Genomic DNA, 21956 nt, shown 5'->3' on the forward strand with positions numbered 1-21956 from the left:
GGCGGGGCCGGTCGGGGGCGGGCTGTCGGCGGTCAGGCTGGCGTCGGTCATGCCGCGCATTTGGCGTTGAATAGGTCTGCGCGCAAGCAAATATCGGCGGACGGCACTGGCGCGCGCGCGGCGGCAGGCCTAGAGAAAAGCCCCCATCGACCGCAAGAGGATGCCGAACATGACGACCGCCGACCAGGCTTGGCAGGCCCTTGCCGACTGGCAGCCGCAGACGCTGACCGCGCTCGTCGGCGCCGATCCCGAAGCGCGGCTACAGGCGCTGGTGCGCAACGTCGCCGACATCCGCTTCGATTTCGCGAAGACGCACCTCGATGCCGGCGCGATCGCGATCCTGTCGGACCTTGCCGAAGCACAGGATTTCGCGGGGCACCGCAAGACCCTGTTTTCGGGCGGGATTGCCAATCCGACCGAGAACCGCGCCGCCGAGCACAGCGCCGAGCGCGGCGACGGCGCGCCCGAGTCCGTGCACCGTGCGCAGATGCTGCATCAGCGGATGCGGATGATGGTCGACGCGATCGAGGCCGGTGCGTTCGGCGAAATGCGCCACCTGCTGCATATCGGCATCGGCGGGTCGGCGCTCGGCCCCGACCTGCTGATCGACGCGCTAGGCCGCCACGGGTCGCGCTATGACGTCGCGGTGGTGTCGAACGTCGACGGCGCCGCGCTCAGCGAAGCTTTCGCGAAATTCGACCCCAATCACACGCTGATCGCGGTCGCGTCGAAGACCTTCACGACGACCGAGACTTTGCTCAACGCAGTCTCGGCGCTGCAATGGCTCGACGAGGCGGGGGTGGCCGATCCCTATGGCCGTGTCATCGCGCTGACCGCGATGCCCGAGCGCGCGATGGAGTGGGGCGTCGACGAGACGCGCATCCTGCCGTTCAGCGAGACCGTCGGCGGACGCTATTCGCTCTGGTCGTCGATCGGCTTTCCCGCGGCGCTGGCGCTCGGCTGGGACGCCTTCGCCGACATGCTCGAGGGGGCGGCCGAAATGGACCGCCATTTCCGCCTCGCCAATGGCGCTGACAATATCGGGCTGCTCGCGGCCTTCATCGACCAGATCTATGCGAACCGGCTCGGCTGCCAGACGCGCGCGGTCTTCGCCTATGACGAAAGGCTGCGGTTGCTACCTGCCTATCTCCAGCAGCTCGAGATGGAATCGAACGGCAAGTCCGTGACGCGGGACGGCGCGCCGCTGGGACGCGCGAGCGCGGCGATCACATGGGGCGGGGTCGGCACCGACGCGCAGCATGCGGTGTTCCAGCTGCTGCATCAGGGGACGCATCTCACGCCGGTCGAGTTCGTCGTCGCGCGCGAGCCCGATCATCTGCTCGACGAGGCGCATCACGAGATGCTCGTCGCCAACTGCATCGCGCAGGGCGCGGCGCTGATGGCGGGGCGGGCGAGCGACGATGGCGCGCGCCACTATCCGGGCAACCGGCCCTCGACGACGATCCTGCTCGACCAGGTGACGCCGCACAGCCTCGGCGCGCTGATCGCCTTCTACGAACATCGCACCTTCGCCAATGCGGTGCTGCTCGGGATCAACCCGTTCGACCAGTTCGGGGTCGAGCTGGGCAAGGAAATGGCGAAGGGGCTGGCCGAGGGGACGGCCGATTTCGATCCTGCGACGCAGGCGCTGATGGCGGCGGCGCTGGGCGAATAGCCGGCGGGTCAGGCCGCGGCGAGCGCCTTGCCCATGCGGATGAGCGGCACGGTCACGCCGTCGGGGCCGGGGGCTTCGACGCGCTCGATCGGAACATAGCCGCAGGCGCGGTAGAGCGGTTCGCCCGAGAGCGTCGCCATCAGTTCGGCGCGCCCAAAACCCGCATCGCGCGCGGCCGCTTCGCACAGCGCCATGACCCGGCGTCCGACGCCCTGCCGGGCATGGTCGGGGTGCGTGTACATCGCGCGGATGCGCGCGGCATCGACCGCCGGGTCGAGCAGCGCGGGATCGCGCAGGTCGGTGCTGTGGTCGCCGCCATAGAGGGTGGCGCGGCGCGACCAGCCGCCGCAGCCGGCGATGCGCCCGCCGGCCTCGATGACGAAATAGCTGCCATCGGCGATCAGCTGGGTATCGAGCCCCATCACCGCGCGGCTGGCGGCGATCTGCGCGGGGTCGAGGAAGTCCTTCTGGAGTTCGGCGATCGCGAGCGCCATCACGTGGCGCAGCGCGTCGAGGTCGTCGAGGGTGGCGAGACGGTCGGTGAGCATCGCGCCGCTATAGGCCGCACGGCGCGCGCGTCCAGCCCGCGCCTAGGGGCTCTCCGCGATCTCGACCCGGTTCCGTCCGTTCTGCTTGGCGGTGAACAGCGCTTCGTCGGCCGCCTTGAGCGCCGCGCGCGCATCGCCATGGCCGAAAACGTCGGCGACGCCGCCCGAAAAGGTGATCTGCCCGAAGGGCTCGTCGGTCTTGCGGTTGATCAGGCGGCGGCTCGCAAGATGTTCGCGCGCCTGGTCGAGCCGCTCGGCGGCGGCGGCGGGATTGCGGCCGCGAAACAGCATCACGAACTCCTCGCCGCCGTGGCGCGCGACATGGCAATGGTCGTCCGAAATCTGCGCGAGCGTGTCGGCGATCGCCTTGAGCACGCGGTCGCCCGAATCATGGCCGTGCGCATCGTTGATCGCCTTGAAATTGTCGATGTCGCAAAAGGCGATGCTGAGCGGCTCCATCGCGGCCTGTGCGTCGCGATATTCGCGTTCGAGCAGGTCCTCGAAGGCGCGCCGGTTGGGCAGGCCGGTCAGATAGTCGACCTCGGCATCGCGCTTGGCGCGTTCGAGGCTGCGGCGCAGCGACTTGGCCTCTTCCTCGCTCTTGCGCATCTCGTCCTCGGCCTTGCGCGTGCGTTCGAGCATCGTCTTCGCAAGGTCGGCGAGGCTCGACACGATCTGGCCGGTCTTCTGGAGCTGCTCGAGGTCGGTGACGTGCTGTTCGAGCTCGCTGCCGTAATCCTGCGCGCTTTTCGACGCGGCCTTGCTCTGGACCTGAAAGGCGTCGAGGTTGGTTTCGAGCCGCGCCATCAGCTTTTCGAGCTCGGCCTGCGCCGACGTGTCGCTTGCCCCTTCGGTGAGTTCGTCGAGCCAGGCCTGGGTCACCTCGCCGGTACCGGTGCGTGCCGTGATCTGGCGCGCGAGGCGCGGATTGGCGCCCGAAAAGGCGTTGTGCGCGACGAGCAGATTGGCCGGCGTCACGTCGAGGTCGTTGTCGAGCAGGAAGCTGCCGATCGCCTCGATCAGGTCGCGGCGCGCCAGCCGGGCGAGATCGCGCACGCCTCCGGGTTCGGTCGCATCCGCCTGCAGGGCTTCGTCGCCGCGGGAATGGCGAAGCCCCAACCAACCCAGAAGCCGCCCGACCGGCTCCCTCGAAGAGGATGATGCGAAAGTGGTCATGGCGGCCTTAACGGCGCGCCGCGAACAGGATTAAGCCCGTCTTCACCATAAAAATGCCGCGTGAAGCCGCAAGATCGTGGCGCGGTTTCGCGGGGGATGAAATAAATTCGCGCCGGGTGTCGATCCGGAGCCGACTCGTTCGTCGTCAGATCGGGAGGCCATTCGGGCTCCGTCCGTGAGGAGATGCAAGATGCGTGTGATGGTATTCGTGAAGGCGACCGAGGACAGCGAGCGGGGCATCGACCCCACGCCGGAGACGACCGCGATGTTCGAGGCGATGGGCAAGTTCAACGAGGAACTGGTCAACGCCGGGGTGATGGTCAGCGGCGACGGGCTCAAGCCCTCGTCGGCGGGCAAGCGCATCGCCTTCGATGGCGCAAGCCGCGCGGTGATCGACGGCCCCTTCGCCGAGACCCGCGAACTGGTCGCGGGCTTCTGGATCTGGGAGGTCAAAGACATGGACGAGGCCGTCGCCTGGGCGAAGCGTTGCCCCAATCCGATGCCGGGGCCCAGCGAACTCGAAATCCGGCCCTTTTACGAGGTCGAGGATTTCGGCGACGTACTCACCCCCGAAATCGTCGAGCGCTACGAACGGCTGACCGACAAGCTTGGCGGCGCCTGATCGCGGGGCGGCCGCCATGCTTGCCTCGACCGCGGCTTTGTCCGACAAGGCCGGCATGGCGGCCGACGAGACCCACCGCGCGATCGAGGCGGTGTTCCGGATCGAACGCGCGCGGTTGATCGCCGCGCTCGCGCGGATGACGCGCGACGTCGACCGCGCCGAGGAACTGGCGCAGGAGGCGCTGCTCGTCGCGCTCGCCGAATGGCCGAAATCGGGCGTGCCCGCCAATCCGGGTGCATGGCTGACCGCCACCGCAAAGCGGCGCGCGATCGACGGCATGCGGCGGCGGCAGATGCAGGCGCGCAAGCATGCCGAAATCGCGCGCGAACGGGAGTGGGAGGCCGATATGAGCGCCGAGGCGACCGAGGCCGCGATCGACGACCCTCTGGGCGACGAACTGCTCGCGCTGATCTTTGCCGCCTGCCACCCCGTGATCGCGCCCGAGGCGCGCGCGGCGCTGACGCTGCGGCTGGTCGGCGGGCTTTCGGTGGGCGAGATCGCGCGCGCCTTCCTGTCGAACGAGGCGGCGATCGCCGCACGGATCACGCGCGCCAAAAAGGCGATCGCCAGGGCGGGCGTCCAGTTCGAGGTGCCGCGCGGCGCCGAACTCGACGCGCGCCTCGCCTCGGTGCTGGAGGTGATCTACCTCATCTTTAACGAAGGCTATGCCGCGACCGCCGGCCCGTCGCTGGTGCGCCCTCCGCTCTGCGCCGAGGCGCAGCGGCTCGCGCGCATCCTCGCGGGGTTGATGCCGGGGCAGCCCGAGGTGCAGGGGCTGCTCGCGCTGGTCGAGATCCAGGCGTCGCGGCTTGCGGCGCGCGCAGGTTCCGACGGTCGGTTCGTCCCGCTGACCGAGCAGAATCGCGCGCGCTGGGACCAGTTGCTGATCCGGCGCGGGCTGAATGCGCTGGGCCGCGCCGAGGCGCTCGGCGGCGCCGATGGCCCCTATGCGCTGCAGGCGGCGCTTGCGGCGTGTCATGCGCGGGCGCGCCGCGCCGAGGACACCGACTGGCGACGGATCGCCGGGCTCTACGACCGGCTGCGCGCCGTGATGCCTTCGCCGGTGGTCGAGCTCAACCGCGCGGTCGCGCACAGCATGGCGTTCGGGCCCGAGGCAGGGCTCGCGTTGGTCGATGCGATCGCCGACGCAGCGCTGCTGCGCAACTATGCGCCGCTGCCTGCCGCACGCGGCCATTTCCTGCTGCGCGCGGGGCGCCGCGCCGAGGCAGGGGCTGCCTATCGGACAGCGGCTGCGCTTGCGGTCAACGAGCGCGAGCGCGACTATCTGCTCGCGCAGGCCGCAGCGTGCGACGATTGAGCGCCAAGGGGGCAGCCGCCGGGGCGTTCGAAAAAAAATGCGCCAATGCGGGAACCATCGGCCCCGCATCGCGTTTCATATACCTATCCGATCGAAAGAGAAGGTAGAATTTGGTTCCTGTCTTCGGGCGGAACCTAGGGAGCCCCGCCGCAGAAATGCGACGGGGCTTACCTGTTTCGGGCGCTCCCCCGCGCGCGCGTCCTGTCCTGAACATTCCGAAAGCCCGGTGCGTCAGCTTCGATGCGATGGGGCATGCCTTGGACTCTGATAACTGCTCGGCGCCCGATGGCGATATGCACCGTTTGTCGGAAGAGCTTGTGCTCGTGCTCGGGCTTCCGCTCGTCCCGTCGCATGACGCGGGCGCCCGGCGGCGTGGCACCGGGGCCGACGGACCGGACGCGCCTGCGGCGTTGCGCCCCGATGAACGGACGCGCCGCTGTGCGACAAATTGCGACAATTTTTCGTCGATCCGACACGGCGCTGGGACAAATGGTGCCTAGACCGGCTCCATCGCAGCCCGTCTCCCCAGGGCTGCCCTTGAGGAGTTTTGCCCGTGAAGAAGATTTCCCTCCTGACGCTGGGTGCCGCGCTGATCGCGGTGCCCGTTCTCGCCGCCCCGGGGGCGGGACCCAAGGCCGACGCCGACGCCAATGGCGTGCTCACCCGCGCCGAGGCGCAGGCCGGCGCGACGCAGATGTTCGCGAAGCTCGATGCCAATGGCGACGGCAAGCTCGACCAGGCCGATCGCACCGCCCGGCATGCGGCGATGCAGGCCAAGCGGTTCGAGGCGCTCGACGCCAACAAGGACGGCAGCATCAGCAAGGCCGAATGGGATCAGCACGGCGCCGACCGTGCGGCGAAACGTGCCGAACGTGGTCAGAAGCACGCCGAGGCCGGCGAACCCAGCCAGCGCGGCGGTCACCGCATGGGCGGCCGCCACGGTCCGCGCGGCGGGCATCACGGCATGCGCGGCGGCATGATGATGAAGGCCGATACCAATGGCGACAAGGCGATCAGCCAGGCCGAATTCCAGACCGCGGCGCTCGCGCGTTTCGACGCCGCCGACGCGAACAAGGATGGTCAGGTGACCGCCGCAGAACGCCAGGCCCAGCGCACCGAGCGCAAGGCCAAGCGTGACGAATGGCGCGCCAAGCGCGCGGCTCCCGCAACGCCGGCCAATTGAGATCCGGCCGGGACCGGCGGGTGAGGGCGGCTCAACACCCCCTCCCGCCATTGCCTTTGCCCCCGGTCCCTGCCAGCTATCGCCCACCGGCCTTTTGGGCCGGTGGGCGAACCCTTTGGAAACGAACGAGTGATGACCGACAGCGACACGCCGCGCATCCTGCTGGTGGACGATGAACCCTCGATCCGTGAACCGCTCTCCGACTATCTGACGGGGCAGGGTTTTGCGGTGACCGCTGCGGCGAGCGCCGCCGAGGCGCGATCGGTGCTGCGCGCGCAGGGCGTCGATCTCGTCGTCAGCGACATCATGATGCCGGGCGAGGACGGACTGTCGTTCACGCGTCACCTTCATGAAACCAGCAATATTCCCGTCATCCTGCTGACCGCGCGTGCCGAGGATACCGAACGGATCGTCGGGCTCGAGATCGGCGCCGACGATTATGTCGTCAAACCCTTCAACCCCCGCGAACTGGTCGCACGCATCCGCACCGTGCTGCGCCGGACGCAGGCCGGCGGGCGCACGCTCGACGCGGGCGGGGTCAGCTATGCGTTCGGGCCGTGGGTGCTGCGCGAGACCGAGCGTGTGCTTGTCGATTCCGACGGGACCGAGGTTGCGCTGTCGTCGGGCGAATATCATCTGCTCCACGCGCTGGTACGCCATCCGCGGCAGGTGATGAGCCGCGACCGGCTGCTCGACCTGGTGCGCGGGCGCGAGGCGGAGATTTTCGACCGCGCGATCGACAATCTGGTCAGCCGGCTGCGCAAGAAGATCGAGGAAGACGCGGCGCATCCGCAGCTGGTCAAGACCGTGTGGGGCGGTGGTTACACGCTCGCGTGCGAGGTCAAGCGGCTGGGCGGCGCGGCGTGAAACTGCGGCTCTGGCCCCGCAGTCTCGTCGGCCAGCTCGTGCTTGCCGTCGCGGCGATGCTGTTCGTTGCGCAGGCGGTCAATTATGTTCTGCTCGTCGGCGGCCAGCGGCAGCAGTCCCTCGCCAATGCCGGCGGCATGGCGGTCGCCCGGATCGTCGACGCCATCGAGCGCGAACGCCGCGACACGGTCTTTTCCGGCGATGACGAGCCGCGGCAGGCGCAGCCGACGCGGCGCCTGCCGCGGACGCAGATTCTCGATACGCAATTCGACCCGCCGCGCGGTGCCGTTCATGCCGATCCGCGGCTCGCCCAGCACGTCGCCGCGCGCCTCGGCGAGGCCGGGCTGCACGCCGAGCGGGTCGACGCCTGGGTGCTGCACGCGCGGCGCGACGTGGTGGGTCCGCACGGTCCTGCGCGCACCGCCGTCGTCTCGGCGAAGATCGGCGGGCGGTTCGTCGTCGTCCGCACCTGGCTGCCCGCCGAAGGCAAGCGGTTGCAGGGCTTTCTCCTCTGGCAGACGCTGACGCTGTACCTGCTCATCCTTGTTCCCGTCCTGTTGATCGCGTGGCGCGCTGCGCGGCCGCTGCGCAGCCTGACGCAGGCGGTGCGCCGCGACCCGGCCGGCGAGGGGCCGCCGCTGGACGAGGAAGGGCCGTCGGACGTGCGCGACGTGATCGCCGCCTTCAACGCCTCGCGCGCCCGGATCGGCACGATGCTCGCCGACAAGGATCGCATGCTCGGCGCGGTCGGGCACGATCTGCGTACCCCGCTCGCGAGCCTGCGCGTCCGCGTCGAGGCGGTCGATGACGAGGGACTGCGCGACAAGATGGTGGCGACGATCGACGAGATGACCGCGATGCTCAGCGACATATTGGCGGTCGCGCGCAGCGGCGCGGGCAAGGAGGCGCCCGAACGCTACGATCCCGCGACGTTGCTTGCGCAACTCGGCGAGGAATATCGCGCGATGGGCAAGCCGGTTTCGGGTCCCGACGCATTGCCCGCCCTGCCGATGCTCACCGGGCGCCCGCTGCTCGTGCGCCGCGCGCTGCGCAACCTCGTCGACAATGCGCTCGCCTATGCCGGCGACGCGACGCTGCTCGCCGAAATGCGCGGCGATGCGTTGCGGCTGGTCGTGCGCGACGCGGGGCCGGGGATCGAACCCGGGCGGATCGCCGAATTGATCGAACCCTTCGCGCGCGGCGAGGCATCGCGCAACCGTGCGACCGGCGGCGCCGGGCTGGGGCTTGCGATCGCGCATGCACTCGCGGAAGGCGAGGGCGGGCGGCTCGATGTCAGCAACCGCGCCGATGCAAGCGGGCTCGACGCGGCGGTGGTGCTGAACGCCCGTCAGGCGTAGATCGCGATTCCCTGGCTGCCGCTCATCACGGACTCGCCGGCGCGGTTCCAGATCATCATGTCCTGCACCGAAAAACCGCCGCGAGCATAGGCGGTCTTCGCCGACAACAGCCACCAGCCATCGTCGGTGCGTGGCGTGCCGGTCAGCATGTTGACCGTCCAGTTCATCGAACTGATCGGCCCGAATTCGCTGAACAGCGCCATCGCCGCGGGGGGCAGCGCGTCGCCCATCGCGAGGATCGCGACCGCCGGATGGCAGGCGGGTTCCTCGACGAAGCGCACCCAGGTCAGATATTCGCCGACCTCGCTTTTCCAGTCGAAGCGCGGACCCGTCGTCGGGCGCATGTCGAAATGCCGCGTGAAGGGCGGGCGCGCCTTGTGTTCGGGAACGGGCGCCAGCGTCTCGGGGGCGGGCGCGTCGGGCATCGCCAGCCGGTCGTGGTCGATATGGCTCGCGCGATCGCCCGAAAAGGCAAAGACCGCGGCGGTGCCGAAACCCTGGTCGCTCGACACGCCGGCCTCGACGAACAGGCTCGACTTCGACTGGCGCAGCACGCGCGTTTCGACCGTGCAATCGCCGCCGACGGGGCCGACGAAGCTGATCTGTGCATAGCGCAGCGGCGTGTCGGTCGGGTGCAGCGCCATCGCCCCCGCGAGCGCGACCGCCGAGCTGATCCCGCCATAGGCGGTGCGTCCCTGCATCCAGCCCGCATCGATATGCGCGGTGGCCACGCCGTCCTCAGTGCGCAACGTTGTAAGCAGCACGTCAAGCGCGCTGGAAGAAATCGTCATCCTGTTTCTATTCCTCGATTTCGAATGTCAGTCCGGCATGGGCGGTCAGCCGGTCGATCAGCGCCTCGCCGAGTAGCGCGCCCGGCGTCCATACGCCGCCTTCGCCCTTGTTCTCGAGCAGCGCCATCCCGGTTTCAGCGAGCATTTTCGACGTCGAACCATAGCCGGGGTCGCGATCGCCTTGCACGCTGGCGCGGATGCTCGTCCCGTCGGGATATTCGCCGACGAACAATATGTCGTAGAATCCGTTCTCGCGCTCCTCCTTGCTCGGCCCCTCGCCGGGCTGGAGCTTCGATTCGCCGAACGGGTTCGCCTTTGCCATTGCTTCGGCCATCGCTTTTCCGGCATCGCCGATCGTCGTCATCACCATCTCGTCATAGACAAGGTCGGAGCCCCAGCGATGACCGAGCAGGAAATTGGTGCGATGGACATTCTTGGTGTTGATCGGCGCCATCACGAAGGGCGCGGTCCAGGTTCCCGTCGCGCTGTCATATTCGGGGATCAGTCCGCTCGGCTGCGACGGCCCTTCGAAGCCGGGGGTGAGCGCGAAGGAGGATTTGAGCAGCAGCGCGAGCGACGGCTTTTTCGCGACGGCCTTCAGCGTTTCGGTCAGGCTGGCGATCGTACCCCCCGAGGCGCCGCCCTGCATCTTGCGCACGCGGCCCTTGACGCGCGGCGCGGGGGCGCCGTGGCGCTTCACCGCCTCGGCCTGGAGGAACAATACGCCGAGGTCGAACGGGATCGAATCGAAGCCGCAGCTGAAGGTGATGCGCGCGCCCGATGCTTTCGCGGCGTCCTGATGCGCGTCGATAATTTCGCGCATCCAGCCGGGTTCGCCGCACAGGTCGGCGTAGGCGGTGCCTGCGTTTACGCAAGCGGTGACGACGTCGCTGCCATAGAGCTGGTAGGGGCCGACGGTGGTCAGGATCACGCGCGCGCGTGCCGCCATGCGGTCGAGGCTCGCGCGATCGTCCGCGTCGGCGACGACCAGCGGCGTATCCGCGGGGGCGCCGATCAGGTCGCGCACCTCGGCGAGCTTCGCGGCGCTGCGTCCCGCCATCGCCCATCGCGGCGCATCGGCGCGCCCGGGATAATGTTGCGCCAGATATTCGGCGACGAGGCGCCCGGTAAAACCGGTCGCGCCATAGACGATGATGTCGAATTCACGCTCCGCGCCCACGGCCAGCCTCCCTTTACGTAAACGTCAAGTGGAGGCTAGCGCAGGCCGCGGGGATTGCCAAGCGCGAAGCGTCGGCGGTGCCCGAAGGGGGGGGCTCCGCCGCCACGGCGGAAGCGTCGGCGGCGCCCAAAGCGACACTCCCCCGCCGCGATGGAAGTGTCGGTGGTGCCAGAAGCGACGCTTCGCCGCCACGACGGAAGCGTCAGCGGCGCCAGAAGGGGCGCTTCGCCGCAATGATTGGCGCGGGGGCGGTTTCGCCATGCCCCTCCGCGCGCGCGGCGCGCAATTCGGCTTCGGCCGCGCGCGTTTCGGCCTCGTGTCTGGCGATTTCGTCGCGGCGCCGCTGGCGCAGTGCATCGTAGCTCCAGCGCGTATGGCCGTAGCCGAAGAGGCAGAGCAGCCCGCCGGCGATCGCGAGATTCTTCATCGCCGCCATCGCCTGCACCGGATCGGTGAACTCGCGGTGGAAGAAGAGGATGGTCGCGAGCACGAAACCCGCGAGCAGGATCGCGAACAGCCGCGTCGCGATGCCCAGCGCGATGCACACGCCGGCGACCAGTTCGAACAGGCCGGTCGGGATCGCCAGCCCGGCGGGCAGGCCGGCGGCGGCGATCATGGCATTGGTGTCGGTGACGTGGATCAGCTTGTTGATCCCCGACACGACAAAGATCAGGGCGATGAACAAGCGTCCGAGAAAGACGGCGATCATGGACATGGCGAATCCTCCGCTGCGTGCCCCGGCCGCTTGTCGATCAGGACGCGCGGGAGTGCGGGAGGGTTCCGCTACAGGAGTGGGACCGGCGCAGCGCGCGACGTTCGCGCACGAAGAAAAACGCGCGAACCGAATCAAGTTCGCGCGTCAAAACCTTGAAATTTCTGCTTTATTACGAAAGATCGTAGGTCGCGTCGTCCTGATCGTTCGCGGTGCCGCCGCCTCCGCGCGTCCGGCGCGCGGGAATCACCGACCGCACGCTCGGCGTGCTCCAGCTCTTGCTCGCGGTCTTCGTCTCGTTGCCGCGACGCCCCTCATTCTTGGTCATTTTCTCACCCTTCCCAGTAGAAGAGGGCATGTTGGAACATGGTGACGGCGCCGTCAACCTTTGGGCGGCCGCGCTACAGCTTGGGGAGCGTCACCCCCTGCTGGCCCATATATTTGCCGGCGCGGTCGGCGTAGCTGGTCTCGCACGGCTCATTGCCCTGGAGGAACAGGAATTGGCACGCGCCCTCATTGGCATAGATTTTCGCGGGCAGCGGCGTGGTGTTCGAAAACTCCAGCGTCACATGACCTTCCCAGCCGGGTTCGAGCGGGGTGACGTTGACGATGATGCCGCAGCGCGCATAGGTCGACTTGCCGAGGCAGATGACCAGAACGTCGCGCGGAATGCGGAAATATTCGACCGTCCGGGCGAGCGCGAAGCTGTTCGGCGGAATGATGCACACGTCGGTTTCGCGGTCGACGAAATTCTTCGGATCGAAGGCCTTCGGATCGACGGTGGTGCTGTCGATGTTGGTGAAGATCTTGAACTCGGGCGCGACGCGCGCGTCATAGCCGTAGGAGGAGAGGCCGTAGCTGATGCAGCCGTCGCGGCGCTGCGCCTCGACAAAAGGTTCAATCATGCCCTGGTTGAGAGCGGCGTCGCGAATCCACTTGTCGGAAAGTATGGCCATGGCGCTGTCTTGTCGGGGCGGCGCGCGTTGCGCAAGGGTCAGTCGGCGATCAGGCCCAGGTCCTTGGGGCCGAAGCTGTGCGGCAGCAGTTCGCTGAGTTTGTAGCTCGCGACCGTGCGGCCGTCGCCCGACGCACAATGCACCGCAATGTCGGTTTTCGATCGCTCGGCCGCCTCGTTCAAAATCTGGCGGCAACGCCCGCACGGATGCACCGCGTCGCTGCCGGCCAGCCCGTCGTCCCCGGGGCGCCCGCCGACGATCGCGACCGCGACGAGCCGGTCGATCCATCCCTCGTTCGCGATTTTGGCGACAGCGGCGGTCTCGGCGCAGAGCGTCAGCCCATAGCTCGCATTCTCGACGTTCGCGCCGGTGACGACGCTGTCGTCGTCGAGCAGCAGCGCGGCGCCGACATGAAAGCCCGAATAGGGGGCGTAGGCGCGCGTCGCGGCGTCGCGCGCCGCCTCGATCAGCGCGTCGCGCAGTTCGTCGGTCATTTGATGTCTCCGTCGGGGCGCACGACGTTCCACCCGATCGTGCCGTCGGCGCCCGAAATCCGCATATAATCGTTGGCCTGCCACATCGCCCAGGGGTGCGCGCCATAATCGGGGGCAAAAAAGTCGCGGCGCAGCCAGGCGGTGCGCGCGATTCCGCGCGTGACCTGGTAATCGGCCTCGAAGGCGGGGCTGGGCGCGACCATGCTCGGCTTGCCCATATGCGCCTCGATCTGCGCAAGGAAGGTCGCCAGTTCGGACAACAGCAGCGCGCGCGTCGGCCGGTCGGGGCAGCGATCGTTGTAATCGAGCCAGACCGCGGCGGGCAGCGTGTCGGCGCGCCGCGGCACGTGGCGGATGAAATTGGCCGCCTGGTCGGTCGCGAGCCGGCAGAGGTCGTAGCGGTGGATCGCACCGGTTTGCACCCCGACCTCGCGCGCGGCGCGAATATTGCGCGCGAACATCGGGTCGACGCGCGCGGCGCCGTCGGTCGCGACGATATAGGCGAAATCGGCGCCCGCGGCCTTGACCGATCCCCACTGGACCTGGCCGTTGCGCGCGTCGATCGTCGCGCCTTGCCAGGGATATTGATCGCGCGACGGCGCCCATCGCGCCGCCCACCACAGGGTGAGGCCGATCGCGAGCAGGATCAGCAGCACCGCGGCACCGATCCGGCGCAGCCAGCGCAGCAGCGCCGCCCGCCACGCCGGGACCGCAGTTCCGGTCCGGTTTCCGATTGCCCCCGCCGCCATCGTCAGCCCTTGATGTGCAGCACGCAGATCAGCGTGAACAGCCGCCGTGCGGTGTCGAAATCAACCGCAATCTTGCCGTCGAGCCGGTCCATCAGCATCTCGGCGGCTTCGTTGTGCAGCCCGCGGCGCGCCATGTCGACGGTCTCGATCTGCTGCGCGGTCGAGGTCTTGATCGCCTGGTAATAGCTGTCGCAGATCGCGAAATAGTCGCGGATCGGACGGCGGAAGCGGCCGAGGCCGAGGATGATCGCTTCGAGCGGCGAACCGTCTTCGCGGCTGATTTCAAAGATCAACCGGCCGTCCTCGACACGCAGCATCAGGCGGTAGGGGCCGGCATAGCCGTCGGGGTGGCCGCGCTGCGGCACGAACTTGTTGTCCTCGATCAGGTCGAAGATCGCGACGCGCCGTTCCTGCTCCACATCGGGATTGCGCCAGACGATCGAGCCCTCGTCGAGCTCGACCGAAATGATGCGCTGTTTGGAAGGGTCGGCGTCGGTCATGGTCGGAACGCTTCTACTTGGCGCGCCGCGAAGGGCAAGGGGCGCGACTTATTCACAGCATTCCACAGTTATGATATGCTCGGCGATATCGTCGGTTGCGTCGCTTCGAGCCTCGACGCATGAAGGTCGCCATGCCCGAGCTAGCCTTGTTTCCCGCCCCGGTGTCGTCCGGGGACGACCGTCAATTGCCCCGCAATATCGAGGCCGAGGCCGCGTTCCTCGGCGCGATCCTGATCGACAACCGAGTCGTCGAGGACCTGCCGGTCCAGCTTCATCCCGATCATTTTTTCGAACCGCTTCACGGCCGCATCTTTCAGCAGACGATGGCGCTGATCGAGCGCAACAGCATCGCGACGCCCGTGACGCTCAAGCCCTTCTTCGAGGCCGACGAGGCGATGAAGGCGGTCGGCGGGGTCGGTTATCTTGCGCAGCTGACCGGCAGCGGGGCAGGGCTGATCGGCGCGCGCGACTTCGCGCAGCAGATTTACGACCTCGCGCTGCTGCGCGAGCTCGTCGGCGTCGGGCGCACGCTTGTCGACAGCGCGCTCGACACGAGCGAGAGCGTCGACCCGCAGGCACAGATCGAGGAGGCCGAAACCGCGCTCTATCGCGTCGCGGGCGGCGAGGCCGAGATGGGGTCGGTCAAGAATTTCAGCCAGGCGAGCCTCGTGGCGTTGCAGGCGGCGGAACGCGCGCTCAATTCGGGCGGTCATCTGTCGGGGATCACCACCGGGATCGCCAGCATGAACGCCAAGATCGGCGGCATGCACAATTCGGACTTGATGATCCTCGCCGGGCGTCCGGGCATGGGCAAGACGTCGCTGGCGACGAACATCGCCTATAATGCCGCCGAACGCTGGCGCCGCGACGAAGAGGACGGCATCCCGGCCGAGAAGAATATGGGCGCGAAGGTCGCCTTCTTCAGCCTCGAAATGTCGGCCGACCAGCTTGCGACGCGCGTGCTTGCCGAACAGTCGGGGGTGTCGGGCGAGGCGCTGCGCATGGGCAAGATCAGCAAGGAGCAGTTCCAGCAACTGAGCCGCGCCGCGCAGGCGCTCCAGACGCTGCCTTTGTTCATCGACGACACGCCGGGGCTGACGATCGCGGGCCTGCGCACCCGCGCGCGCCGTCTCCAGCGCCGCCATGGCATCGGCTTCATCATCGTCGACTATCTCCAGCTGTTGCAGGGGTCGTCGAAGAGCGGCGACAACCGCGTTCAGGAAATTTCGGAAATTTCCCGTGGATTGAAGACTTTGGCAAAGGAACTTCATGTTCCCGTGATGGCGCTGTCGCAGCTCAGCCGTCAGGTCGAAAGCCGCGAGGACAAGCGTCCGCAGCTCTCCGACCTTCGCGAATCGGGTTCGATCGAACAGGACGCCGACATGGTGCTCTTCGTGTTTCGCGAGGATTATTATGTCGCCGCGCGCGAGCCCAAGCGCCCGGTCGAGGGCGACGACGTCAAGATCCACGCCCAGCACGAGGAATGGGCGGCCGAAATGGAGCGCGTCTTCGGGCTTGCCGAAGTCATCGTCGCCAAATCGCGTCACGGCTCGACCGGCAAGGTGCGCCTGCACTTCGAGGCGAAGACGACGAAGTTCAGCGACCTCGCCGACGACAGCATGGCGTATGAGGATTATGAGTAGGTCGATCGCCAACACGTCATCCCAGCGAAAGCTGGGATCGTTTGCGGTTTAGAGCGGCACGTACTGCATGCCCAAAGGCGGTTACGTCTACATCATGACGAACAAGCCGCGGGGCGTGCTCTATACCGGCGTCACCGCCGCAATGGCCGCCCGGAATTTCCAGCACCGCACCGGGACAGGTTCGGCATTCTGCCGGAAATATGGGCTGGATCAGCTTGTTCTGATCGAAGATTTTCCGACAATCACCGAAGCGATTGCGCGCGAAAAGGCGATCAAGGCATGGAAGCGGGCCTGGAAAATCGAGTTGATTGAGGCTTCCAATCCCAATTGGGAAGATTTGGGCGCGAACCTTCTCTGAACGCACGCCTTCCGCACGGACACGCGCCTGCCACGATGCGCTTTGGCGAGAGCGGCCCCAGCTTTCGCTGGGGCGACGGCTATCTCAAAACGCCGGGTCGTTCGCCGGGTCGTCGTCGATCGGGGTCACTTCGGCGTGGATGCCGCATTCGGTCTTGTCCCAGCCGCGCCAGCGGCCCGAGCGCGGATCCTCGCCGGGTTTGACCTTCGACGTGCAGGGCGAGCAGCCGATCGACGGATAGCCTTCGGCCTCCAGCGGATGCCGCGGCAGGTCGTGCGCCTCGAAATAGGCGTCGAGCTCTTCGCGCGACCAGTTGGCGAGCGGGTTGAACTTCAACCGCCCGGTGCCGCCGTCGAGCTCGAAGCGCGGCAGGCCGGTGCGCGTCGCCGACTGGAAACCCTTGCGCCCGGTGATCGAGGTGTCGAAATCGGCGAGCGCCTTTTCGAGCGGCTTCACCTTGCGGATTTCGCAGCAGCCGTCGGGATCGTACGACCAGCGCAGTTCGGTCGCATCCTTTTTCGCCAGATCGTCGGGGTCGGGCGTCAGGTTGACGATGTGGAGCCCGAGCCGGGCGGCGAGGGTGTCGCGGTAGGCGAGCGTTTCGGGGAAATGCTTGCCGGTGTCGAGGAACAGCACCGGCATGTCGGGCGCGGCCCGGCTCACCAGATGCAGCAGCACCGCGCTTTCGGCGCCGAAGCTCGACACGATCGCGCTGTCGCCGAGCAGCCCGGCCCCGACCACGCTCGCGACCACCTCTGCCGCGTCCTGGCCGCGGAAGAGGTTGTTGAGGCGGATGACGTCGGCCTGCGTGAAACGCGGCGCCACGTCGATCCGGTCGCGCGAGCGGTCGTGGGGCGAGGCCTTCACGTCAGCCATGCCTCAGCTTCCAGATCGGCACCGCCGCATCGGTCGCGTCCTGATAGACGTGGGTGTAGCGATTCAGCGCGGCCTCGACATCGGCGGGGTTCAGCGAATGCTGCGAGACGAAGCTGTCGAAGCCGCAGCGCCGCATGAAGAAGAGCAGGTCGATCAGCACGTCGCCCTCGGCGCGCAACTCGCCCGTGTAGCCGGCTTCGCGCAGGATGCGCGCGCTCGAAAAGCCGCGGCCGTCGCGAAAGCGCGGAAAGGAGATTTCGACGAGCTCCAGCCGGTCCAGATGCGGGATCAGCTTGCGCGCATCCTCGCCCGCCTCGACGCGCACCGCGGTGGCGTCGGGCTGTTCGAGGAAGGCGTCGAGCGTGACGGCGGGTTCTTCGTGCGGTTGGTCGTCACGGTAACGGAAACTAGCCATAGATGGCCTCCTTGAAGGGTTCGAGGCCGACGCGGCGGTAGGTGTCGAGGAAACGTTCGCCGGGTTCGCGCAGTTCGCGATAGCGTTCGACGGTGCGCTCGACGGCATCGACCACGCCCGCCTCGTCGAAGCCGGGGCCGGTGATCTTCGCCTGCGACGTATCTTCGGCACCCGATCCGCCGAGCAGCAGCTGGTAGTTTTCGGTGCCCTTGCGGTCGACGCCGAGGATGCCGATCTGGCCGGCGTGGTGATGGCCGCAGGCGTTGATGCAGCCCGAGATCTTGATCTTGAGCTCGCCGATGTCGAGCTGGCGCTCCATGTCGGCGAAGCGCTCGGCGATCTTCTGCGCGACCGGGATCGAGCGCGCGTTGGCGAGGGTGCAATAGTCGAGCCCGGGGCAGGCGATGATGTCGGTGACGAGGTCGAGGTTGACGCTCGCCAGCCCGGCGGCGTCGAGCGCCTGCCACAGCGCGTGGAGATCGGCCTTGCGGACGTGCGGCAGGACGAGGTTCTGCGCGTGCGTCGCGCGGATCTCGTCGAAGCTGAAACGTTCGGCCAGGTCGGCGACGATATCCATCTGCTCGGCCGAAATGTCGCCGGGGATGCCGCCGACGGGCTTCAGGCTGATGTTGGCGATCGCATAGCCCGGCGCCTTGTGCGCCACGACCTGGCGGTCGACCCACAGCGCGAAGTCGGGATCGCTGCGGTCGATCTCCTCCGCCAGCCCGCTTTCGAACGGCGGCGGGGTGAAATAGGCCGCGATGCGGTCATATTCGGCGTGCGGGAAGTCGGTGCCGAGCGCGAGGAAGGTCTGGAATTCCTCCTCGACCTGGCGCCGGAATTCGGCCTCGCCGAGCTCGTGGACGAGGATCTTCATCCGCTGCTTGTGGATATTGTCGCGCCGCGCGTGAAGGTTCCACACGCGCAGGATCGCCTGCAGGTAGGAGAAGATCTGCGTCGCGGGCAGGAAGTCGCGGATCAGGTGGGCGATGAACGGGGTGCGCCCCATGCCGCCGCCGGCGTAGACCTCGAAACCTTCCTCGCCCGCCTCGTTGCGCACGATGCGCAGCGCGCAGTCGTGCCAGCGCAGCGCCGCCCGGTCTTCCTTCGCCGAGATCACCGCGATCTTGAACTTGCGCGGCAGATAGCTGAATTCGGGGTGGAAGGTCGTCGCCTGGCGGATCAGTTCGGCCCACGGGCGCGCGTCGCAGATTTCGTCGGCGGCCGCCCCGGCATATTGGTCGGCCGAGATGTTGCGGATGCTCTCGCCGCTCGTCTGGATCGCGTGCATTTCGACCGTCGCCAGTTCGGCGAGGATGTCGGGGGCTTCCTCGAGCTTGATCCAGTTGTACTGGATGTTCTGGCGCGTGGTGAAATGGCCGTAGCCGCGGTCATATTTGCGCGCGATGTGCGCCAGCTTGCGCATCTGCTCCGAATTGAAGGTGCCATAGGGAATGGCGACGCGCAGCATATAGGCATGGAGCTGGAGGTAGAGGCCGTTCTTGAGCCGCAGCGGCTTGAACTGGTCGTCGTTGATGTCGCCCGCGATGCGGCGGCGCACCTGGTCGCGGAACTCCTCGACGCGCGCGTCGACCATCGCCTGGTCGTATTTGTCATATTGATACATGTCAGATCACCCAGTCGCCGGCCGCGGGGTCGGCCGGTTTCAATGTCAGGTCGGCGCGCACGGTCGGTCCCAGCGCGCGGATGCGGTCCTTGATGTGCGCGGGGCGCGGGCCGTCGGGGGTCGCTTCGGCATCGACGATGTAGCCGCCGTTGACGCGCCGCGCGCCGTCCTCGGCGGTCAGGATCGCCTCGCCATGGTCGCCGACGTCGACCGCATCCTCGACATGGATCGACCAGTCGTGGCCGGTCCACCAGATGACAGCCCCGCTTTTCAGGTCATTACCGGTCAGAATTCGCATGCAACATCCTTCAGTGAAGCGGTGACGCCCGGCGCGCCGAGGCAGTCGAGCGCGTCGGCGCGCGCCGCGACCTTGCCGACGATGATCAGCGCCGGGCTTTGTACCTGTTCGCGCGCGACGAGGTCGCCGAGATCGGTGAGGAGGGTGCGCAGCACGCGCGCCTCGGCGGTGGTGCCGCGTTCGACCACCGCGACGGGAAGCGCGGGCGACACGCCGTCCGCGATCAGCTTGTCGGCGATCGCGGTCGCGGTCGCGAGCCCCATGTAGATGACGAGCGTGCGGCCATGCCCCGCGAGCCCGGACCAGTCCTGGTCGGTCAGGTCCTTGCACTGGCCCGCGACGAAGCTGACCGCGCTCGCATCCTCGCGGTGGGTGAGCGGCAGGCCCGCCTGCGCGGCGCAGCCCGCCGCGGCGGTGATGCCGGGGACGACTTCGCAGGCGATGCCCGCCTCGCGCGCCGCGTCGAGTTCCTCGCCGCCGCGCCCGAAGATGAAGGGGTCGCCGCCCTTGAGCCGGACGACCTGCCGGCCGGCGCGCGTTTCGCGGACGATCAGTTCGTTGATCATCTCCTGCTTCATCGTGTGGCGGCTGCGCTGCTTGGCGACGCTGATCCGCTCGACATGCGGCGGGATCAGCGCGAGCACGCCGTCGCCGACCAGCCCGTCATGGACGACGAGGTCGGCGCTTGTCAGCAGCCGCGCGGCGCGCAGCGTCAAGAGGTCGGGGGCGCCGGGGCCGGCGCCGACCAGCCACAGCTTGCCCGGAGAAGGGAATGTTTTTTCCATGCAGCGAAAAATGGTCGACTGGCCCCGGAATCGCAAAGCAGGCTTTATTGACGGCCATGAAGGTAAAATTGGGCGGTCACATCACCGCGTCATTGCGAGCGAAGCGAAGCAATCCAGCGCCCGCGTAAACCGCCCTGGATTGCTTCGCTTCGCTCGCAATGACGCGGTTGCTAGAGATACTTCTTGGTCACCAACTGCGATTCTTCGGGGTCGCGCAGGCCGACGCCGATCGATGCGCGCGCAGCCTCGCTTTCGGAGCTTGCGACCGGATAGGCGCAATAATCGGCGGCATAGAAGGCGCTCGGACGGTGGTTGCCCGACAGGCCGACGCCGCCGAAGGGTGCGGCGGAGGAGGCGCCGTTGGTCGGGCGGTTCCAGTTGATCACCCCGGCGCGCGCGTTCGCCCAGAACTGGTCGTAAAGCTGCGGCGTGCCGCCGATCAGTGCCGCCGACAGGCCGAAGGCGGTATTGTTCGCCTCGGCGATCGCCGCCTCGAAACTGTCGACGCGCACGATCTGGAGCAGCGGGCCGAACAATTCGATATCGGGGCGTTCGGGCATGTCGGTGACGTCGATGATGCCGGGGGTCAGGAACGGGCGTCCCGGCACCGGGCGGGTCATGTGGCGGATCACCTTGCCGCCGTTCGACATCAGGATCAGGAAGCTCTCGGTCAGTCCGTCGGCCGCCTCGTTGTCGATCACCGGCCCCATATAGGGGGCCGGGTTCGCGAAGGGTTCGTCGACGATCAGCCGGTTCGCGAGCTTGCGAACCTCCTCGACCAGCCGGTCGGCCATGCTTTCGCGCACGATCAGGCGGCGCGCGTTGGTGCAGTGTTGCCCCGCGCTCAGGAACGCCGACTGCACGACGAGGATTGCCGCGGTCGGGATATCGGGCGTGTCCCACACGACCACGGGATTGTTGCCACCCATTTCGAGCGCGAGGATCTTGTCGGGGCGGTTCGCGAACTGGCGGTTGAGCGCGAGGCCGGTGCGCGCCGACCCGGTGAACAGCAGCCCGTCGATGCCGGCATGCCCGGCGAGCGCCTTGCCCTCGTCGGGCCCGCCGATGACGAGGCGCAGCACCTCCCTGGGGACACCCGCGCTGTGGAACAGCTCGACGAGCATCGCGCCCGTCGCGGGGGTTTTTTCGGACGGTTTGAACACCACCGAATTGCCCGCGATCAGCGCCGGGACGATATGCCCGTTCGGCAGATGCGCGGGGAAATTATAGGGGCCGAGCACCGCGAGCAGCCCGTGCGGCTTGTGGCGCACCGCGCTGCGCAGCCCCAGGGCGCCCTCGGTGCGGCGGTTGGGGGTGCGTTCGGCATAGGCGGTGATCGAAATGTCGACCTTGTTGGCGACCGATTCCACCTCGGTGCGCGCTTCCCACAGCGGCTTGCCCGTCTCGCGCGAAATCAGCGTTGCCAGCGTTTCGGCCTCGGCCTTCACCCGGTCGGCGAAGCGGCGTAGCGTCTCGGTGCGGAAACCGAGCGGTTTGGCGGCCCATTCGGGCCAGGCGCGGCGGCCGATCTCGACCTCCTGATCGACGTCGCTGATCGCGCGGCGCCAGACTTCCTCGCCCGTCGCGGGATTGTGGCTGACCAGTTCCTGCGTCATGCGCCCGGTCGCCCGGAACGAAGAAGCGAAAGGGCGACGATGTGGTGCGATCCGGCCATTGCCGGCCCTCTTATCGGTGAAAGCGCAGAGCGGCAAGGCGAGCACCGGCAAGTTCGCCGTGGGTTGCGCGGTACGCTGCGGTTCGCGATAGAGCGGCAAGGCGGCCGGCGCTCGCGCGCCGGGACGGGCAACGCGATGGACAAGGGGGA

Annotated in this window: 23 protein-coding genes and 1 pseudogene; 8 read left to right on the forward strand and 16 right to left on the reverse strand. The window is 67.7% G+C overall.

Annotated features, from left to right (window positions below; all coding sequences use genetic code 11):
* Window positions 1-169 precede the first annotated feature (169 nt).
* A complete protein-coding gene (gene pgi / locus EAO27_RS05835; protein WP_242778088.1) occupies window positions 170-1675 on the forward strand; it encodes a glucose-6-phosphate isomerase in 1506 nt (501 codons plus the stop codon).
* 8 nt (window positions 1676-1683) lie between these two features.
* Here the strand turns inward: pgi and EAO27_RS05840 are convergent, their stop codons facing one another.
* The gene (locus EAO27_RS05840; RefSeq protein ID WP_242778091.1) at window positions 1684-2223 is read right to left on the reverse strand and encodes a GNAT family N-acetyltransferase; all 540 of its coding nucleotides are present in this window, start codon (window positions 2221-2223) and stop codon (window positions 1684-1686) included.
* Window positions 2224-2265: 42 nt separating this feature from the next.
* The gene (locus EAO27_RS05845) at window positions 2266-3279 is read right to left on the reverse strand and encodes a GGDEF domain-containing protein (protein WP_242778094.1); all 1014 of its coding nucleotides are present in this window, start codon (window positions 3277-3279) and stop codon (window positions 2266-2268) included.
* A gap of 310 nt (window positions 3280-3589) precedes the next feature.
* On the opposite strand from EAO27_RS05845, the pseudogene EAO27_RS05850 reads away from it, so the two are divergent.
* The 5 genes and pseudogenes from EAO27_RS05850 to EAO27_RS05870 all read left to right on the forward strand — a co-directional run.
* Window positions 3590-3943, forward strand: a pseudogene (locus EAO27_RS05850) (YciI family protein); the annotation flags it as partial.
* Between the two features lie 94 nt (window positions 3944-4037).
* Window positions 4038-5339: a DUF6596 domain-containing protein gene (locus EAO27_RS05855; RefSeq protein ID WP_242778099.1), complete on the forward strand. Its 1302-nt coding sequence runs from the start codon at window positions 4038-4040 to the stop codon at window positions 5337-5339.
* Window positions 5340-5892: 553 nt separating this feature from the next.
* Complete coding sequence (locus tag EAO27_RS05860; RefSeq protein WP_242778102.1) at window positions 5893-6522, forward strand: hypothetical protein; 630 nt, start codon at window positions 5893-5895, stop codon at window positions 6520-6522.
* A gap of 132 nt (window positions 6523-6654) precedes the next feature.
* Complete coding sequence (locus EAO27_RS05865; RefSeq protein WP_242778105.1) at window positions 6655-7389, forward strand: response regulator; 735 nt, start codon at window positions 6655-6657, stop codon at window positions 7387-7389.
* Window positions 7386-8747 (forward strand): ATP-binding protein, encoded by a 1362-nt coding sequence (locus tag EAO27_RS05870; protein WP_242778108.1) that lies wholly within the window; start codon window positions 7386-7388, stop codon window positions 8745-8747. The genes EAO27_RS05865 and EAO27_RS05870 overlap by 4 nt, the downstream gene beginning before the upstream one ends.
* On the opposite strand, the gene EAO27_RS05875 is transcribed toward EAO27_RS05870, so the two are convergent.
* The 8 genes from EAO27_RS05875 to EAO27_RS05910 all read right to left on the reverse strand — a co-directional run bounded on the left by EAO27_RS05875 (window position 8738) and on the right by EAO27_RS05910 (window position 14129).
* Window positions 8738-9538 carry a thioesterase family protein gene (locus EAO27_RS05875; RefSeq protein ID WP_242778112.1) on the reverse strand — a complete coding sequence of 267 codons (801 nt, stop codon included), beginning with the start codon at window positions 9536-9538 and terminating at the stop codon, window positions 8738-8740. The genes EAO27_RS05870 and EAO27_RS05875 overlap by 10 nt on opposite strands.
* 7 nt (window positions 9539-9545) lie before the next feature.
* A complete protein-coding gene (locus tag EAO27_RS05880; protein ID WP_242778115.1) occupies window positions 9546-10718 on the reverse strand; it encodes a saccharopine dehydrogenase NADP-binding domain-containing protein in 1173 nt (390 codons plus the stop codon).
* Window positions 10719-10920: 202 nt separating this feature from the next.
* A complete protein-coding gene (locus EAO27_RS05885) occupies window positions 10921-11433 on the reverse strand; it encodes a DoxX family protein (RefSeq protein ID WP_242778118.1) in 513 nt (170 codons plus the stop codon).
* Window positions 11434-11602: 169 nt separating this feature from the next.
* Window positions 11603-11758 (reverse strand): hypothetical protein, encoded by a 156-nt coding sequence (locus EAO27_RS05890; protein WP_242778121.1) that lies wholly within the window; start codon window positions 11756-11758, stop codon window positions 11603-11605.
* A gap of 73 nt (window positions 11759-11831) precedes the next feature.
* A complete protein-coding gene (gene dcd, locus EAO27_RS05895; protein ID WP_242778124.1) occupies window positions 11832-12386 on the reverse strand; it encodes a dCTP deaminase in 555 nt (184 codons plus the stop codon).
* Window positions 12387-12424: 38 nt separating this feature from the next.
* Window positions 12425-12880 carry a cytidine deaminase gene (locus tag EAO27_RS05900; RefSeq protein WP_242778127.1) on the reverse strand — a complete coding sequence of 152 codons (456 nt, stop codon included), beginning with the start codon at window positions 12878-12880 and terminating at the stop codon, window positions 12425-12427.
* The gene (locus EAO27_RS05905; protein WP_242778130.1) at window positions 12877-13629 is read right to left on the reverse strand and encodes a GH25 family lysozyme; all 753 of its coding nucleotides are present in this window, start codon (window positions 13627-13629) and stop codon (window positions 12877-12879) included. Before EAO27_RS05905 ends, EAO27_RS05900 begins: the two co-directional genes overlap by 4 nt.
* Before the next feature lie 2 nt (window positions 13630-13631).
* Window positions 13632-14129 carry a UPF0262 family protein gene (locus EAO27_RS05910; RefSeq protein ID WP_242778133.1) on the reverse strand — a complete coding sequence of 166 codons (498 nt, stop codon included), beginning with the start codon at window positions 14127-14129 and terminating at the stop codon, window positions 13632-13634.
* A 131-nt stretch (window positions 14130-14260) separates the two neighbouring features.
* Here EAO27_RS05910 and EAO27_RS05915 point away from each other — a divergent pair, with 131 nt between their 5' ends.
* Window positions 14261-15772 (forward strand): replicative DNA helicase, encoded by a 1512-nt coding sequence (locus tag EAO27_RS05915; RefSeq protein ID WP_242778136.1) that lies wholly within the window; start codon window positions 14261-14263, stop codon window positions 15770-15772.
* Between the two features lie 67 nt (window positions 15773-15839).
* A complete protein-coding gene (locus EAO27_RS05920; protein WP_242778139.1) occupies window positions 15840-16130 on the forward strand; it encodes a GIY-YIG nuclease family protein in 291 nt (96 codons plus the stop codon).
* An 84-nt stretch (window positions 16131-16214) separates the two neighbouring features.
* Here EAO27_RS05920 and EAO27_RS05925 read toward each other — a convergent pair whose 3' ends face one another.
* From EAO27_RS05925 to astD, 6 genes are all read right to left on the reverse strand, one after another.
* Window positions 16215-17006 carry a phosphoadenylyl-sulfate reductase gene (locus EAO27_RS05925; protein WP_242778142.1) on the reverse strand — a complete coding sequence of 264 codons (792 nt, stop codon included), beginning with the start codon at window positions 17004-17006 and terminating at the stop codon, window positions 16215-16217.
* Window positions 16999-17421 (reverse strand): DUF934 domain-containing protein, encoded by a 423-nt coding sequence (locus EAO27_RS05930; RefSeq protein WP_242778145.1) that lies wholly within the window; start codon window positions 17419-17421, stop codon window positions 16999-17001. The genes EAO27_RS05925 and EAO27_RS05930 overlap by 8 nt, the downstream gene beginning before the upstream one ends.
* A complete protein-coding gene (locus EAO27_RS05935; RefSeq protein WP_242778148.1) occupies window positions 17414-19048 on the reverse strand; it encodes a nitrite/sulfite reductase in 1635 nt (544 codons plus the stop codon). The genes EAO27_RS05930 and EAO27_RS05935 overlap by 8 nt, the downstream gene beginning before the upstream one ends.
* Before the next feature lies 1 nt (window position 19049).
* Window positions 19050-19346 (reverse strand): DUF2849 domain-containing protein, encoded by a 297-nt coding sequence (locus tag EAO27_RS05940; protein WP_242778151.1) that lies wholly within the window; start codon window positions 19344-19346, stop codon window positions 19050-19052.
* The gene (gene cobA / locus EAO27_RS05945) at window positions 19334-20131 is read right to left on the reverse strand and encodes a uroporphyrinogen-III C-methyltransferase (protein WP_242778154.1); all 798 of its coding nucleotides are present in this window, start codon (window positions 20129-20131) and stop codon (window positions 19334-19336) included. The genes EAO27_RS05940 and cobA overlap by 13 nt, the downstream gene beginning before the upstream one ends.
* A 170-nt stretch (window positions 20132-20301) precedes the next feature.
* Window positions 20302-21747, reverse strand: coding sequence for a succinylglutamate-semialdehyde dehydrogenase (astD, locus tag EAO27_RS05950; protein WP_242778157.1), 1446 nt, complete (start codon window positions 21745-21747; stop codon window positions 20302-20304).
* Window positions 21748-21956: the final 209 nt, after the last annotated feature.

It is taken from the genome of Sphingopyxis sp. YF1, from assembly GCF_022701295.1.
Lineage (GTDB): Bacteria > Pseudomonadota > Alphaproteobacteria > Sphingomonadales > Sphingomonadaceae > Sphingopyxis.